Annotated in this window: 18 protein-coding genes; 11 read left to right on the top strand and 7 right to left on the bottom strand. The window is 65.7% G+C overall.

Annotated elements, in window-relative coordinates; genetic code table 11:
- The 4 genes from SKC41_RS06695 to SKC41_RS06680 are packed head-to-tail and all read left to right on the top strand — an operon-like array spanning position 1 to position 2,615.
- Positions 1-342 carry a hypothetical protein gene (locus SKC41_RS06695; RefSeq protein WP_330976913.1) on the top strand — a complete coding sequence of 114 codons (342 nt, stop codon included), beginning with the start codon at positions 1-3 and terminating at the stop codon, positions 340-342.
- A 24-nt stretch (positions 343-366) separates the two neighbouring features.
- Positions 367-1,548, top strand: a complete 1,182-nt coding sequence (locus SKC41_RS06690; protein ID WP_330976912.1) for a thiolase family protein — start codon at positions 367-369, stop codon at positions 1,546-1,548.
- Positions 1,545-1,961 carry a Zn-ribbon domain-containing OB-fold protein gene (locus tag SKC41_RS06685; RefSeq protein ID WP_330976911.1) on the top strand — a complete coding sequence of 139 codons (417 nt, stop codon included), beginning with the start codon at positions 1,545-1,547 and terminating at the stop codon, positions 1,959-1,961. Before SKC41_RS06690 ends, SKC41_RS06685 begins: the two co-directional genes overlap by 4 nt.
- A gap of 6 nt (positions 1,962-1,967) precedes the next feature.
- A complete protein-coding gene (locus SKC41_RS06680) occupies positions 1,968-2,615 on the top strand; it encodes a MarR family transcriptional regulator (protein ID WP_330976910.1) in 648 nt (215 codons plus the stop codon).
- Here the strand turns inward: SKC41_RS06680 and fadD1 are convergent.
- From fadD1 to SKC41_RS06660, 4 genes are all read right to left on the bottom strand, one after another.
- Positions 2,560-4,194, bottom strand: a complete 1,635-nt coding sequence (fadD1, locus tag SKC41_RS06675; RefSeq protein WP_330976909.1) for a fatty-acid--CoA ligase FadD1 — start codon at positions 4,192-4,194, stop codon at positions 2,560-2,562. The genes SKC41_RS06680 and fadD1 overlap by 56 nt on opposite strands.
- Before the next feature lie 75 nt (positions 4,195-4,269).
- A complete protein-coding gene (locus SKC41_RS06670; protein WP_330976908.1) occupies positions 4,270-5,040 on the bottom strand; it encodes an SDR family NAD(P)-dependent oxidoreductase in 771 nt (256 codons plus the stop codon).
- 67 nt (positions 5,041-5,107) lie between these two features.
- Positions 5,108-5,545, bottom strand: a complete 438-nt coding sequence (locus SKC41_RS06665) for a VOC family protein (RefSeq protein WP_330976907.1) — start codon at positions 5,543-5,545, stop codon at positions 5,108-5,110.
- Between the two features lie 41 nt (positions 5,546-5,586).
- Positions 5,587-6,417, bottom strand: a complete 831-nt coding sequence (locus SKC41_RS06660; protein ID WP_330976906.1) for an alpha/beta fold hydrolase — start codon at positions 6,415-6,417, stop codon at positions 5,587-5,589.
- Positions 6,418-6,485: 68 nt separating this feature from the next.
- Between SKC41_RS06660 and SKC41_RS06655 the strand changes: the two genes are divergently transcribed.
- Positions 6,486-7,100: a TetR/AcrR family transcriptional regulator gene (locus SKC41_RS06655; protein ID WP_330976905.1), complete on the top strand. Its 615-nt coding sequence runs from the start codon at positions 6,486-6,488 to the stop codon at positions 7,098-7,100.
- On the opposite strand, the gene SKC41_RS06650 is transcribed toward SKC41_RS06655, so the two are convergent.
- Positions 7,097-8,041, bottom strand: a complete 945-nt coding sequence (locus SKC41_RS06650) for an alpha/beta hydrolase family esterase (RefSeq protein WP_330976904.1) — start codon at positions 8,039-8,041, stop codon at positions 7,097-7,099. The two genes, SKC41_RS06655 and SKC41_RS06650, sit on opposite strands and share 4 nt — an antisense overlap.
- A 74-nt stretch (positions 8,042-8,115) precedes the next feature.
- Between SKC41_RS06650 and SKC41_RS06645 the strand changes: the two genes are divergently transcribed.
- The 3 genes from SKC41_RS06645 (at position 8,116) to SKC41_RS06635 (ending at position 10,171) form a co-directional block, all read left to right on the top strand.
- Positions 8,116-8,577 carry a MarR family winged helix-turn-helix transcriptional regulator gene (locus tag SKC41_RS06645; RefSeq protein ID WP_330976903.1) on the top strand — a complete coding sequence of 154 codons (462 nt, stop codon included), beginning with the start codon at positions 8,116-8,118 and terminating at the stop codon, positions 8,575-8,577.
- Positions 8,578-8,659: 82 nt separating this feature from the next.
- Positions 8,660-9,514, top strand: coding sequence for a pyridoxamine 5'-phosphate oxidase family protein (locus SKC41_RS06640; protein ID WP_330976902.1), 855 nt, complete (start codon positions 8,660-8,662; stop codon positions 9,512-9,514).
- Entirely contained in the window at positions 9,515-10,171 is a 657-nt protein-coding gene (locus SKC41_RS06635) for a hypothetical protein (RefSeq protein WP_330976901.1), read from the top strand.
- Between the two features lies 1 nt (position 10,172).
- Here SKC41_RS06635 and SKC41_RS06630 read toward each other — a convergent pair whose 3' ends face one another.
- Entirely contained in the window at positions 10,173-10,820 is a 648-nt protein-coding gene (locus tag SKC41_RS06630; RefSeq protein ID WP_330976900.1) for a methyltransferase family protein, read from the bottom strand.
- Positions 10,821-10,974: 154 nt separating this feature from the next.
- Here SKC41_RS06630 and SKC41_RS06625 point away from each other — a divergent pair, with 154 nt between their 5' ends.
- From SKC41_RS06625 to SKC41_RS06615, 3 genes are all read left to right on the top strand, one after another.
- Positions 10,975-11,592, top strand: a complete 618-nt coding sequence (locus tag SKC41_RS06625; protein ID WP_330976899.1) for a MerR family transcriptional regulator — start codon at positions 10,975-10,977, stop codon at positions 11,590-11,592.
- 83 nt (positions 11,593-11,675) lie between these two features.
- On the top strand, positions 11,676-12,275 hold the full coding sequence (locus SKC41_RS06620) for a hypothetical protein (RefSeq protein ID WP_330976898.1): 600 nt from the start codon (positions 11,676-11,678) through the stop codon (positions 12,273-12,275).
- A complete protein-coding gene (locus SKC41_RS06615; protein ID WP_330976897.1) occupies positions 12,275-12,781 on the top strand; it encodes a flavodoxin domain-containing protein in 507 nt (168 codons plus the stop codon). Before SKC41_RS06620 ends, SKC41_RS06615 begins: the two co-directional genes overlap by 1 nt.
- Here the strand turns inward: SKC41_RS06615 and SKC41_RS06610 are convergent.
- Entirely contained in the window at positions 12,765-13,607 is an 843-nt protein-coding gene (locus SKC41_RS06610) for a PaaX family transcriptional regulator C-terminal domain-containing protein (RefSeq protein WP_330976896.1), read from the bottom strand. The genes SKC41_RS06615 and SKC41_RS06610 overlap by 17 nt on opposite strands.
- Positions 13,608-13,632: the final 25 nt, after the last annotated feature.

Below are 13,632 nucleotides of genomic sequence, written 5' to 3'. Positions count from 1 at the left end.
ATGGCCGTCACGCTGTGCGTGCTGCCGCGGGCCGGGGAGCTCTGCGCGCCGGTGCGCTTCCTGGTGCGTCAGGACTCCGTTGTGATGGAACTGACCGCGCGGCACCGGATCACCGGCGTGGAGTGGGATGAGCAAGAGGGCGCGGTGGCAATGGTCGTCGAGATCACCGACCCGCAAACCGCGCGGCCGATCGACGTGCGGATCGACGTCGTGGAAAAGGGCGGGGCCGCCGGCACACCGGCCGTCGATGCGCGCACCCGAACGATCGGCACGGTGTTGCGCGATGGACGGCAATACCAGGTCTTGGGAACCTATCTCGGGGTAGTAGCAGATGAGAACTGAAGGGCCGCAACGGATGGAACAAGGGTGAGCGCGCCGCAACGCACCGCGGCGATCGTCGGGGTGCACAACACCCGACAGGGACGACGCCTCGACGGCGAAACGTCGCGCGGGCTGGCGATCAAGGCGATTCTGGGTGCACTCGACGACGCCGGCCTGAGCCTCGACGACGTGGACGGTATCAGCGCGAGCCCGCACTCGACGTCGTTGATCTACGACCTGCGGATCGGTCCGGCGTGGCAGGGCCTGGCCTTCGGGGTCGGCATGATCACCGAGGCGGTCACCGCGATCGAGCACGGCATGGCCGACGTCGTGGTCCTGGTCGCCGCCCAGGCCGGCGAATACCGCGACCACGAGGCGACGGCGCCATGGACCAGGCCCGAGAACGAGTTCGTCGCGCCGTGGGGCATGTTCACCACCGCCGAGTTCGCGTTGATCGCCCGGCGTCACATGCACGTCTACGGCACCACCCGCGAGCAGCTGTCGATCGTCGCGTCGACAATCCGCAACAACGGATCCCAGAACCCCGAAGCTGTTTACTACCAACGCGGTCCGTTCACCCCGGACGACATCACCGCCTCCCGGCCGATTGCCGAACCGTTTCACCTGCTCGACTGCGCCACCACCTCCGAGGGCGGCTGTGCGCTGGTGGTGGCGAACATCGACAAGGTCATGGACAAACGCGAGTCGGCGAGCCGGCCGATCTACGTGCTGGGCAGCGGCGCGGACTTTCACGGGCCGTCGTATCAGCATCCACCGGCCTGGGACCTGGCCGGGCGGCGCGGCGATCACGTCCGGTACGTCAATGGCGTCGTCGGACGACGCGCGGCCGAAGGCGCGTTCCGCCACGCCGGAATTCGGCCCGACGACGTCGACGTGCTGGAACTCTACGATCCGTTCTCGTTCGAAATCATCCGTCAGCTCGAGGCTTTCGGCTTCTGCGGCGAGGGCGAAGGCGGACCGTTCGTCGCCGACGGCCACATCGCCATCAACGGCAGTCATCCGATCACCACCGATGGAGGAACCATGTCCTTCAGCCACGCCGGGGCCAATCCGCAAATGATGCAACGCGCCATCCGCGCCGTGCAGCAGTTGCGCGGTGAGGCCGGTGCGCTCCAGGTACCCGACGCGCATGTTGCGTTTTGCAGCAACGGGGGAGCGGGTGCCTTGTTCACCACGGTGCTGATCGTCGGAGACGAGCCACGATGACCGAGTTGCAACCTCAGACCGGGCCGCTGCCACACGCGAGCAGCCACCTCAGCGTGCCGTTCTGGCAGGGATGTCAATCACGGGAGCTGCGCTATCAGCGCTGCGATGCGTGCGGCCTGGCCAACTTCCCCCCGACCGAGCACTGCCGCCAATGCCTCTCGACCGAATTACACTGGGCCAACAGCGCCGGGTCGGGCGAAATCTACAGCTGGACAGTGGTTTCCCGCCCCGTCACGCCCGAGTTCGAACCACCCTACGCGCCGGCGATCATCACGCTCGACGAGGGCTATCAGATGCTCACCAACATCGTCGGTGTGGCACCCGAGCAGCTGGCGATCGGGATGCGCGTGCAGGTGGACTTCCACGTCGTTGACCCGGACTTGACCCTGCCCTACTTCACCAACCAGAAGTAGTCAGTCGTGAGTACCCGGCGCAGCACCAATGGCCTACCGGTAACGGCCTACCTGGTGCTGGGCGTGCTGGCGGCAAACGACGAACAGTTGACCGCCGGTGAGATCAAGATGCGCGCCGAGCTGACGGTCGGCCACTTCTATTGGTCGCCCTCGGTCAGTCACGTGCGACGCGAACTGAGTCGGCTGCTGCAGTGGGGGATGGTCAACGAAATTGCCGCTCACTCCGGCAAGCGTGCGATCACCTTGTACGAGACCACCGATTCCGGGCTCGACGCTCTTCGCCGTTGGGTCCAACACTTTCCGGGCGACGATCAGGTGGTCATCAAGCACCCGGTCATCTTGCGTACCTGGCTCGCGCGAGGCGAGGATCCCGAGCGAGTCGTCGACACGCTGGATCGACATCTCGAAGCCACCCGGGCCCGCCTCGACGAGGCACTGTGGTCGCGACAGCGTTCCCGCGAACTCGGCATCACCGACGATCCGGACCAGCGCTTCTCGTTTGCCGTGCTGGACTACGCGATTCGCGGGTTGTATGCGGAGATCTCCAACATCGCGCAGCTGCGCGACGAGATCGCCGGCGGCACAGACAGAGATCCCGTTAAGCGGGTGCCACGGGCGAAGGGGCAGATCCGCCGCCGGGCACCAAGGAATTAGCCGCGTCCCGGTAGGCCGTGCCGCGAGGTTCGCGTACCCACAGAGTTTCCTCCGCGCCGATCGCCGTTCCCTGCGCGATCAACTGGCGCTTGAGAACCTTGTGCGTGGCGGTGCTGGGCAGGTCGGTGGCGATGCGCACATAGCGCGGGCGCGCCTTGGGGGACAGGTCGGGTTGGCGGCCCAGGAAGGCTTCGAATTCCTCGGGCCCAAGCGTGCGGCCCTCATTCAGCACCACAGCGGCCATCACCTGATCGCCGACATGCCCATCCGGCATGGCGTACACCGCGACTCGATTGATCGCGTTGTGGCGCAGTAGGATTCGCTCGATCGGGGCGGCGGCCATGTTTTCACCGTCGACCCGCATCCAGTCCGCGGTGCGGCCGGCGAGGTAGATCCATCCGTCGGCGTCGCGGTAGGCGAGGTCCCCGGACCAGTACATGCCGTGGCGCATCCGTTCGGCGTTCGCGGCGGGGTCGTTGTAGTAGCCGGTGAAGAAACCCGATCCCGCGGTGTTGACCAGCTCGCCCACCGCCTCGTCGGCATTGGCGAGCGCGCCGCTGTCGTCGAAGCGCGCGACCGCACATTCGGTGATGGTGTCGCTGTTGTAGATCGCGATCCCGTCGATGCCCTTGCCGATGGACCCCTTCGGCGTGCCTTCTTCGCGAATCACGATGACCGCGTTCTCGGTTGAGCCGAAACCGTCCTCGACCTGAACGCCGAAGCGGCGACCGAACTCTTCGATATCCTTGTCGTTGGCCTCGTTGCCGAACGCGACCCGTAGCGGGTTGTCGGCGTCGTCGTCACGCTCGGGCGTGGCCAGGATATAGGCCAGCGGCTTGCCGACGTAGTTCATGTAGGTCGCACCGTAGTGGCGGACGTCGTCGAGGAAGCTGGTCGCCGAGAACTTCGTCGGCACGATCGCGGCGCCGGAACAGACCGCGGGCGCCCAGCCGGCGACGACCGCGTTGGAGTGAAACAACGGCATGGACACGTAGCAGGTGTCCTGTTCGGTGAGGGCGAAACGTTGGACCAGATTAGTGCCGGCGAACATCGCCATCAGGTGGGAGACCTGAACCGCCTTGGGATTTCCGCTCGTGCCCGAGGTGAAGATCATCATGAACGCGTCCGTCGCGGCGACTTCCCGATACGGGACCAGTTCGCCGGCCGCACTGATGAATTCGGTCCATTGCGGTGTCGAGATATCAAAGATCCGCGTGCCCGCGAGGTCCAAGTCGTCCAGCAGTGGCCGGTGCTCGGCGTCGGTCACGACGAACTGGCAGTCGGCGCGCCGGACGTCGGCGGCCAGCGCCTCACCGCGCCGGGTGTTGTTCAGTCCGCACAACACGTAGCCGCCCAGCCCGGCGGCCGCCATCTGGTTGACCATCTCGGGAGTGTTGCCCAGCAACGCACCGACGTGCAGCGGTCGCTGCGGGTCGGCGGCACCGATCAGCGCCGCGGCCCGCGCGGTGGCGTGCTCCAGGTGCTCGATCCAACTCCATTGCAGATCGCGGTGTTTCACGGCGACGTTCGGATCCGACAGGCGGCGGCGCAGGAACGCCTGCATGGTGTCGTCAGCCATCGAGATTCACCTTCACCCTTACGAGACGAGACGGTCCGTCTTATCTTAGCGGGTCGAGCGATACCCGTCGGTTTCCTACCCGCCGACCATCATCAGGCCGCCGTCCACGGCCAGCAGCTGCCCGGTGATGAAGCCCGACCCCGGACCGGCCAGGAAAACCAGCATCGGGCCGAGGTCGCGCGCCGGATCTCCCAAGGTCCCGCCGAGCGGAATCATCATCTGCATCTGCTGGTCGATCAGCGCGGCGGCGTCCGGCCCGAGGAATTCGCGCAGCCGGTCGGCGCCGGCCGTCTGTACCGCGGGCGCCAGCGAGTTGACGGTGATCTTGTCAGAGGCCCAGGCCTTGGCGGCCGATCGCGTCCAGGCCTGCACGGCCCCCTTGGTCGCGGCATAGACGGCCGAAATCGGGCTGCCCATAACGGCTTCGGAGGATCCGAAGTTGATGATCCTGCCGCCCTTGGGTTTCTGCTCCTTCATCACGGCATACGCCGCCTGATTGGTGAGGATGGTCGCCTTGACGTTGGTGTCCAACAGGAACGAAATGTCGTCGGCGCCGACGTACCCGGGTATCCCGGCCATCCAGAGCCCGGCGGCGTTGACGAGGACATCGAGGCCGCCCAGCCGCTCGGCGGATTGTTGGACCATCGCCGAGACGGCGTCGGCGTCGCGCACATCGCACTGCGTCCAGTTGGCCGCGAGGCCCTCGGGTGGCGGCGTCTTGTGATAGGTCGCGGCGAGGTCAGCCCCCGCCGCGGTGAGAACTTCGACGGCGGCCGCGCCGATTCCGGTCGCCCCGCCGGTCACCAGGATTCGTCGGCCCTTGAGCACCTGTGTCGACTCTGACATGGGCGAAACGCTATACGGCCAGGGCAACGGCTCCCACACCGCCTTACGTGGAGCGCGTCGGTGGACGTCAGTCCTTCTTCAGCTCCTCGGCGAGCATCACGATGATGCCGCTGGGGCCGCGGAGGTAGGTGAGCCTGTAGGCGTCCTCATATGTCGCCACGCCGCGAAGTGGAAGGCAGCCGTGCCGCGCGGCTATCTCAACGGCCTGGTCGATGTCGTCGACCGAGAAGGCAACGCGGTGCATACCAATCTCGTTGGGAAGCGTGGGCTTCGAGTCGATCGCGATCGGGTGGATGTACTCGAACAGCTCAAGGCGGCCGTGACCGTCTGGCGTCTGGAGCATCGCAATGTTGGCGTGGTTGCCATCGAGGCCGACGGCAGTGTCTGCCCACTCACCGCTGACCGTGTCACGGCCGACGACCGTGAGACCGAGATCGGTGAAAAAGGAGATCGTCGCTTCCAGGTCGCGAACCGCGATGCCGATGTTCTCGAGTTTGATGGCCATGCGTTGCAGGCTACGAGAACCTGCGTGCGGGCCGCCCGGCCCTAGGCGCGCACCGCGATCGTCGACAACAGATCGGCGAGCCGGTCCGGTTGGTCCACCATTGAGAACGTCCGGGCGCCGTCGATGACCTCGAGGCGGGCGTTTGGGATGGTGGCGGCCAGTTTTTCGCCGTCGGCGAGTTCGAAGAACGTGTCGTCGCCCGACCACGCGATGAGCGTGGGCTTGTCGAATTCGGGTAACCGGGCCGCGACGCCCGTGGTCACCTCGGTGCGCAGCGAGAGCGACAGCTGGCGCAGGTCTTCGACGACGCCGGGATCGGATAGCCCTGGGCGCACCCAGATCTCGGTGAGATCGTCGATGTTGCGATGCGCCAGGCCGTCAAACGCGCGCTTGCGCGCGGCCGGCACCCGCATCGCCTGGGCCACCGCTTTAAACGTCGCCTTCGACTTGGCCGCCAGGATCACCGGCTTGAGGATCGGCGGCGGAAAGTGTTCGAACGCATCACAACTCGTCAGCACCAGCGCACCGAGCCGCTCCGGGTAGTGCACCGCGACGAGTTGCGTCACAACTCCGCCGGTGTCGTTGCCGACCAGCACCACGTCGTCGAGCTCAAGGGCGTCCAGCACGTCGGCGACGATGCGGGCCACGCCGTAGATGGTCCGGTCGGCCCCCGGGCGCAGCGGTTCCGGATGCGCGCCAAGGGGCCAGGTGGGGGCGATACACCGCAGCCCGCGCGCGGCGAGCTTCTCGCTGACCTGGCGCCAGAGCTCTCGGCCCATCATGTAGCCGTGCACAAAGACGACTGGCCTGCCGTTTTCGGGTCCGATTGCTTCGTAATGGATCGTCCCGGCACTAATGTCGATCGTCGACATGGATGGCTCCTACTCAGAGGTGGGCATTTACAAACAGGCTGTCTGTTCGTAAGTTACCAACAGGTTGTATGGAAAGCAAGAGAAGGACTCAGGAGGAGCGCTCCGCGGCGACCCGCGACGCGCTGATCTCGGCTGCCCGACGGTTATGGGGCGAGCGGGGCTACGTCGAAGTGGGCACGCCCGAGATCGCCGCGACCGCCGGTGTCACCCGCGGCGCGATGTATCACCAATTCGCCGACAAGGCAGCACTATTCGGAGAAGTCGTCGAGGTGGTGGAACAGGACGTGATGGCCCGGATGGCCACCATCGTGGCGACGTCGGGCGCAACGACACCCGCCGACGCGATCCGCGCCGCCGTCGATGCCTGGCTGGAGGTTTCCAGTGATCCCGAGGTCCGGCAGCTGATCCTGCTCGACGCGCCCAGCGTGCTGGGCTGGGCGGGGTTCCGCGACGTCGCTCAGCGGTACAGCCTGGGGATGACCGAACAGCTGCTGGCCGAGGCCATCAAGGCGGGCCAGCTGGCGCGCCAGCCGACGCGACCGCTGGCACACGTGCTGATCGGCGCGCTCGACGAGGCGGCGATGGCGATCGCCACCTCGGACGACCCCAAGCGAGCCCGCCGCGAAACCCGCCAGGTGCTCCATCGTTTGATCGACGGGATGCTGCACGACCCGACGCGCTAGCGGTGGCTCTGGGTGAAGAACTGCCAGATGGTGCCGGTGGCGTCGAGCGCGGTGGACGGCGCCGGGATGCCGCCGACCCGCTCGGCAAGGGGGCTCGGCTCGCCACCGGGCCACTGGTGTCCCGCGCCGGCCACCGAGATCAACTCCACGGTGCGCCCGTCCGCACAGCCGGCCGTTTGAGTCGTCACGTCCCCGGCCGTTGTCGACGTCGGCGAGCCGCAGCCGTCGATGGCACGCCAGGTGGCATTGACCGCCTCCGCCGATGGCCCGTCCACCCGTGGAACTCCGTCGGCGCCAAATGCTTTGCCAGGCCCACCGTTGTACGGCACCCGGTCGTCGGCCGTGCCGTGGACCTGCAGAACCGACGTCGGCCGGGCCCCGCCGCAGTCCGTCAGCAGAGTCCCCGCGACGGGAGCGATCGCGGCGAAGGTATCGGTCTGGCAGCCCAGCCGCAGCGCCATCATCGCCCCGTTCGACATGCCGGTGACGTAGACGCGGGCGCGATCGATCGGGATCTCTTGCGCGATGGCGCCGACCATCGCGGTGAGGAATCCGACGTCGTCGACGTTGTCGCGCTGCGGCTCACCACAGCAGGTGCCGGCATTCCAGGCACGGTTGAGACCGTCGGGGTAGGCGACCAGGAAATGACCAGCGTTGGCCGCGTCGTCCCAGTGATAGGAGCGCTCGGCCTGCGCACCGTTGCCGAAGCCGCCGTGCAGCATCACCACCAGCGGAACCGCTTCGGTCAGGCCTTGCGGCCGGTAGAGATGGAACGTCCTGGTGACCCCGCCCGACTCGATACTCTGGGTGGATTGCCCGACCGGAATCGACTGAGAACCCGGTGTTCCCAACGCATGTCCGCCGCCCACGCAGCCGCCGAGCACGACGATCAAAGTCCCGAGGACGCACACGTGCAGCGTGCGGATGAAGCCGGATCGCATAACGCCATCGTGGCACTCCGGGCCATATTTGACAAGTAACTTGTCAATTGAGACGGGAATGGCACACTCCTTGTATGCGACGTGTTGTGGAGGGCGAATGGCAACCCACCGTTCCGGCGCTGGTGAATCTGGTTGCCGCATCGGGTGCGCCGCAGTTACGGGCGGCATTCGCCGCGGCTGGGCTGGACGGGATCCGGCCCGCGCAAGCCGTCGCTTTGGTACCGCTGGCATTAGGCGGACTTCATGCGTCGGCGCTGGCCGATCGGCTCAAGGTGAGCCGGCAGGCGGTGGCCCAGGCGGTGGTGGCCCTGGAGCGGCACGGATACGTCACCCGAGTACCGGACCCGGCCGACGCGCGCGCCCGAATCATCGAGCTGACACCGCGCGGTCGTCAGGCTTTGCAGGTAATGCGCTCCAACGCAATCGAATTGGAGAAGCGCTGGCAGCAGGTGCTGGGTAAGCAGCGGCTGGGCGAATTTCGCGAGACGTTGGTGATGCTGCTCTCGGCGGAATCGACCGAATCCGACGCAGACTGACGACCGGAGCCGCCCTGTCGCCGGCAGGTCACACCACCGGCGTACCTTCGAACCGAGGCGCGTCTACCGAGAGGCGGCGGTTGTGATCACTCGTGATGTCGAGGTAGGCGCCGTAGCCGATCTGGCGCTTTCTCCACCACGCGCGGCGTTGGCCGCCGTCATCGACAACGAAATCCAATTGCTTCCGGTGGCGGTGGCTCTAGAAGAACCGGCCGATCCCGCCTCGTCGGCGCGCATCGTGCGGGTGACTGCCGACAGCCCAGACCTCGCCGGCTGCCCCGTCGTGCTGGTAGCTGACGACGGCCCGCAGTGGTTTCGGTTGCGCGCGCTGACTGTCCGGGGCACCGCCGATGCCGCGGGCGATCACACTTATCGGGTCGTGCCCGAGCGGGTCACCGCGTGGGACTACGGCGCGCTTCGCGCTATACCGGAACCGCCGTTAGGCCCGCTGCCCACATCCACTTCGACCGCGCACGACGCGGATGACGGCTCTCATCTGGAGTCGCCGAAACTCCAGGCGGCGGTGAAGAATTCGCGAGTCATGGTGCTGGCGACCCGGTCACGCAAGGGCATGGCATTCGCCGTACCGCTGTGGTTCGTACCCCACCGCGGCCGGCTCTACGCGACGACCTCGGCGTCGTCGTGGACGGTGCGCAATCTTGCTGCTACGTCCCAGGTGGCCCTGTTACTCGGTGGCGAAGGCCGGGACAACGGCAGTCGTCTTCTGGTGCATGCAAGCGCTCGAGCGGTCCTCGCCATGCCGCCGCCAGAGGTGCTCGCCCGGATCGCCTGGCGCTACTATCTGCAACCCCGATTCGCGGCGGTCGAGTTGCGTCACATCGGCTTGTGGCCGCTGCGCCTGCGGTACTACGGCCAGTCGCAGCCGGCCCACGTCGTGATCGCGCCGCACACAGCGACCGAATGTGGCGTGCCGTAAATGAGATGGGGCCTCGCTGCTTCGGCTCTGGGGCTGGTCGGCTATGACGTGTTGATCCGGCCTGCCCAATTAGATTGGGGCGCAACAGCTACCGAACGGCTGATGCGGCTGCCCGGCGATGACATCGTCGGGGACGTGATGAGTCATCACACCAGGGCGGTGACCATCAACGCAGCGCCGTCAGCGGTCTGGCCCTGGCTTATACAGATGGGGGACCACCGCGCCGGCTTCTACAGCTATGACTGGGTTGAGCGTTATTTGTTCCCCGGCACCGTGCACTACGTCGAAGGGCACCATTCCGCGACACGCATTCACCCAGAACTGCAGGATCTCCGGGTGGGCGACCGGATCAACACCGGGTCGATAGGTCGGGTGCGGATCGGAAACGCGGTGACGGTTCTCGAGCCGAACCGTGCACTGGTCATCGGGACCTGGGCATTCGTCCTCGTGCCGATCAATGAAAGTCGCACCCGTCTGCTGGTTCGCGAGCGGGACGCCGGATGGTTGCGGCTGCTGGCCCCGCGAGGCTCCGGACTGCTGCGCGCACTGGGTGCGGTCATCGACTACGCGGTGGGGGAGCCGCTGCACTTCGCAATGGTCCGCGGGATGATGCTGGGCATCAAGCAACGCGCCGAGACTACCTACGGCGACGGATAGCTCAGTTGCCCTGGGCCGCAACGCTTGCCGGACGCAACCGCGGAAACAGCAGGCCGGTTCGGGCCTTGTAGGCGGCAAAGCCGGGATGGTGCGTCATCGTCCGGTCCTTCTTGATCATGTTGCGGACGAAGAATCCGAAGATCCACGCCGCGTTAACCAGAAACGGTATTGGGTTCCAGGAGATGACCGCAAAGCCCAGGTAGGTCAGGATCTCGCCCAGGTAATTGGGATTTCGGGTGTAGGTGAACAGGCCATCCTCGATGAGGCCGGGGCGAACCCTCAGCGTGTAGTACTTCTGGGCGTCCGAAACGTAGTGCAGAAAGATCCCAAATACGTAGAAGGTGACTCCGATGCAGACGGCGTAGCCGGGGACATCTGGTTTGAGCCAAGCCAACAGAATTGGCGCGGCGTAGTAGCCGGCGAGCGGCAGGAAAACGAACACGATCCCAATCCAGATGGCCACCGGTTCGGCGAACCGCCGGTCGGGATAGGTGCGGCCTTTGATTAGCCACAGGATTGAGTAGGTCCCGTGCATGGCGAGGTAGAGCCAGACGATCGTGCCGTAGTTGGCAAAGGTAACCATCGCTGCCACCGTCACCGGGATGACGAGGGCCTTGTGCAGGTTGATGAAGAAGCCGGTGGGTTTCATGATTCCTCATTTGGTGCAATCTCGCGGGGTCCCAGCCGCCTCAACTCGAAGGGGAGAGGATCGGGGTCCCTGGTGCTGGATAGTAGTACTATCCAGTCTGCTGACACAAGTGTCGACCGAGTGTGCTCCCATCGCGGCGGTAGGAGGAACGACTGTGCGGGTATCCGAATTGGCCAACGAGGCGCAGGTCTCGGTGCCAACCGTGAAGTACTACATCCGCGAAGGCATGCTCGCGGCCGGTGATGCGGCCGGCCCGCGGCGCGCGGTGTACGACGACTCGCACGTGCGGCGTATTCACCTCATCAAGGCGCTGACCGGTCCGGCGGGCCTCTCGCTCTCCCAGGCCAAAGCCATCCTGCGGAGCATCGATGAGCCCAACTCGGGCCCGATCGATCGGCTTGCGAGCGCCACCCGGGTGATAGCCGACGCGGCAGGCGCAGATATGGACGCCGACGGCAAGTCCTATCCGCGCGCCGAGGAAGTCGTCGGTTGGCTTGGCGAACCTTACCGGGTCGAAGCCCCCGCTGCCGCACTTCTCGAGAGTGCGCTTCGCGCAGTCGAAGCGGCCGGTTTCCAACTTCACCGAGACCAATTAGCCCGCTACGGCGAACACATGCTTGCGATCGCCGCAAGTGAGATCGCAAACCTCCCAACCGATCCTGCCGAAGCCGTTCAATACGCGGTCCTAGGCACGGTACTTTTCGAACCCGTCCTAACCGCAATCCGCCGGCTGGCCCAACAGAGCCTCGTCAAAGGACGCTTCGGCCGCTAGTGACTCCGTGATGTGCCCAGTGTCCCTTGGGAAAGGGACTACCGACCCTAGGGCTGGGCAATCCTCGAATCGACAATCGCACTATGTCAACTGTTGACGCTGAAAGCATGCTGATCGAATCGGCGGTTCCGACGTTCGATGCGATGATCGCCGAGCATGTAGTCGTAGCCGCTGACCCGCCGACCACCTTCCAAGCAGCCAGGGCCCTCGACCTGCTCACCGTGCGCACGCCACTGCTGGTGGCATCCATGTGGATCCGCGGATTGCCGGCACGTTTGCGAGGACAGGCCGCGCCAAACCCACGACGCTTGGTGATCGCCGAGGACGGGCTGCCGGGCTGGTTGGTGTTGGGCGAACGACCGAACTGCGAGTTCGCATTCGGCGCGGTGGGGAAGTTCTGGCAGCCGGTGATCGAGTGGCGCGACGTTGCAGCGGTTGATTTCACCGGCTTCGCCGAACCCGGATGGGGAAAGATCGCGGCTAACTTTTCGGTGGCGCCCTACGGCGAAAGTCACACGCTCCTCAGTTACCAATGCCGAACTGTGACAACCGATCCCGTCGCACGTCAGCACTTCGTGCGTTATTGGTGGCTGATCCGGCCGTTCGTCGCACATATCATGCGCGCGACGCTGAACACGATCAAAGCGAATGCCGAGGCGGCTGCGGGACTAGGGAGCAGATGATGCGCGTCCTGGTAAGTTTCGGATCTAAGCGAGGCGGGACAGCGGGGTTGGCCGCGATGATTGGTGAAGCGTTGACCGCGGCTGGTTGCGAGGTGTTCGTAAGCCCCGCCAAAGACGTTGATGACCTCATCGGTGCCGACGCGGTAATCGTGGCCGGCGCGTTGTACGCGAACCGGTGGCACCGCGACGCGCGACGCTTTGTCCGCCGAAATGCCGCAGCGTTGCGCGAGCTGCCGGTGTGGCTGGTGAGTAGCGGACCACTGGACGGCTCGGCGGAGGACAACGACGTCCCACCCACGGCACAGGTCGCGAAGTTGGCCCGACGTGTCGGCGCACGCGGACACGTCACGTTCGGTGGTCGGCTGGCACCCGATGCAAAGGGGTTTCCCGCCAGTGCGATGGCGAAGAAGAAAGCCGGTGATTGGCGCAGTCCCGCGCATGTTCGGCGCTGGGTCGCCAGCGTGGTCGGCGAGCTAAACCGGCCGAAGGTCAGCCGCCCGACATAGCGGGGCCGCGCCCCGGTGCCCGGCGGAAGGCGGCGTTCATCCGTCGTTTGAATGCGTGGTCGAACCGGCGGTAAGTGGTGCGCAACGCGCCCCCCGGCCACGGCTTTGGCAGTAGAGCCAGGGGTAGCAGCGGGTCGCGCTGAAGATGGCGGACCACGGCGATCGATAAGTTGAAGTCGTAGGTGAGGCTTTCGGTCAAATCCTGGCCTGGACGTGACTTGAGCGCGACGTCCATCGCCTCGATGAGCACCGTGGCATCGTCCGTCCAGCCATCGAGGGCAAACACGGCTCGGACATTGTCGGGGGGGATATCGGTCTTCGCATTGTGAAAGTGTGTGCACTGCTGATCCAGTATCGCCCGCGACGCTGGAAGTCGCTGCGGATCAAGGTTTTCCGGACGTATCCAGACACCTTCCCGAAGCTCCGCGAGGTGGAGCTCCGTCGCTGCCTTCCGTAGCTCGAGGCGATCAGCCGCGGAACGGCGATCGAGCGAGACGATCGCGAGCTCCCATGTTCCGTCCCACCGGGGGTCGGCCGCATCGCCGATCCGGGACGCTTCGTCTACGCGCCGACGCCGCTCCAGCAAGCGCCCCGCGAGCGCGTAGCTGCCGTCGTCCGCGGTGAGTTCGCCGTTCGAGACCATCCGCCACAGGCAGGTGCGGGCCGCACCGGCGCTGATGCCGAACAGGGCGGCCACGGCGACCAACTCCGCCACCGGGAGGCGAGCATCCTCGGACCCCAGCAGTGCCGACGCGAGTACCGATCGCGCGCTGAGCGGCCGGATGTCGAGCAGATCGCCGATGCGAGGCTGGGAAGCGGCGGGCACGCAGCAAACTTTATCACCAAATTAT

The organism is Mycobacterium sp. 050128, from assembly GCF_036409155.1.
In the GTDB taxonomy this organism is placed as follows: Bacteria; Actinomycetota; Actinomycetes; order Mycobacteriales; family Mycobacteriaceae; genus Mycobacterium.
The sequence above is the reverse complement of the archived record's forward strand: the minus strand, read 5'-3'. Positions and strand labels throughout refer to the sequence as shown.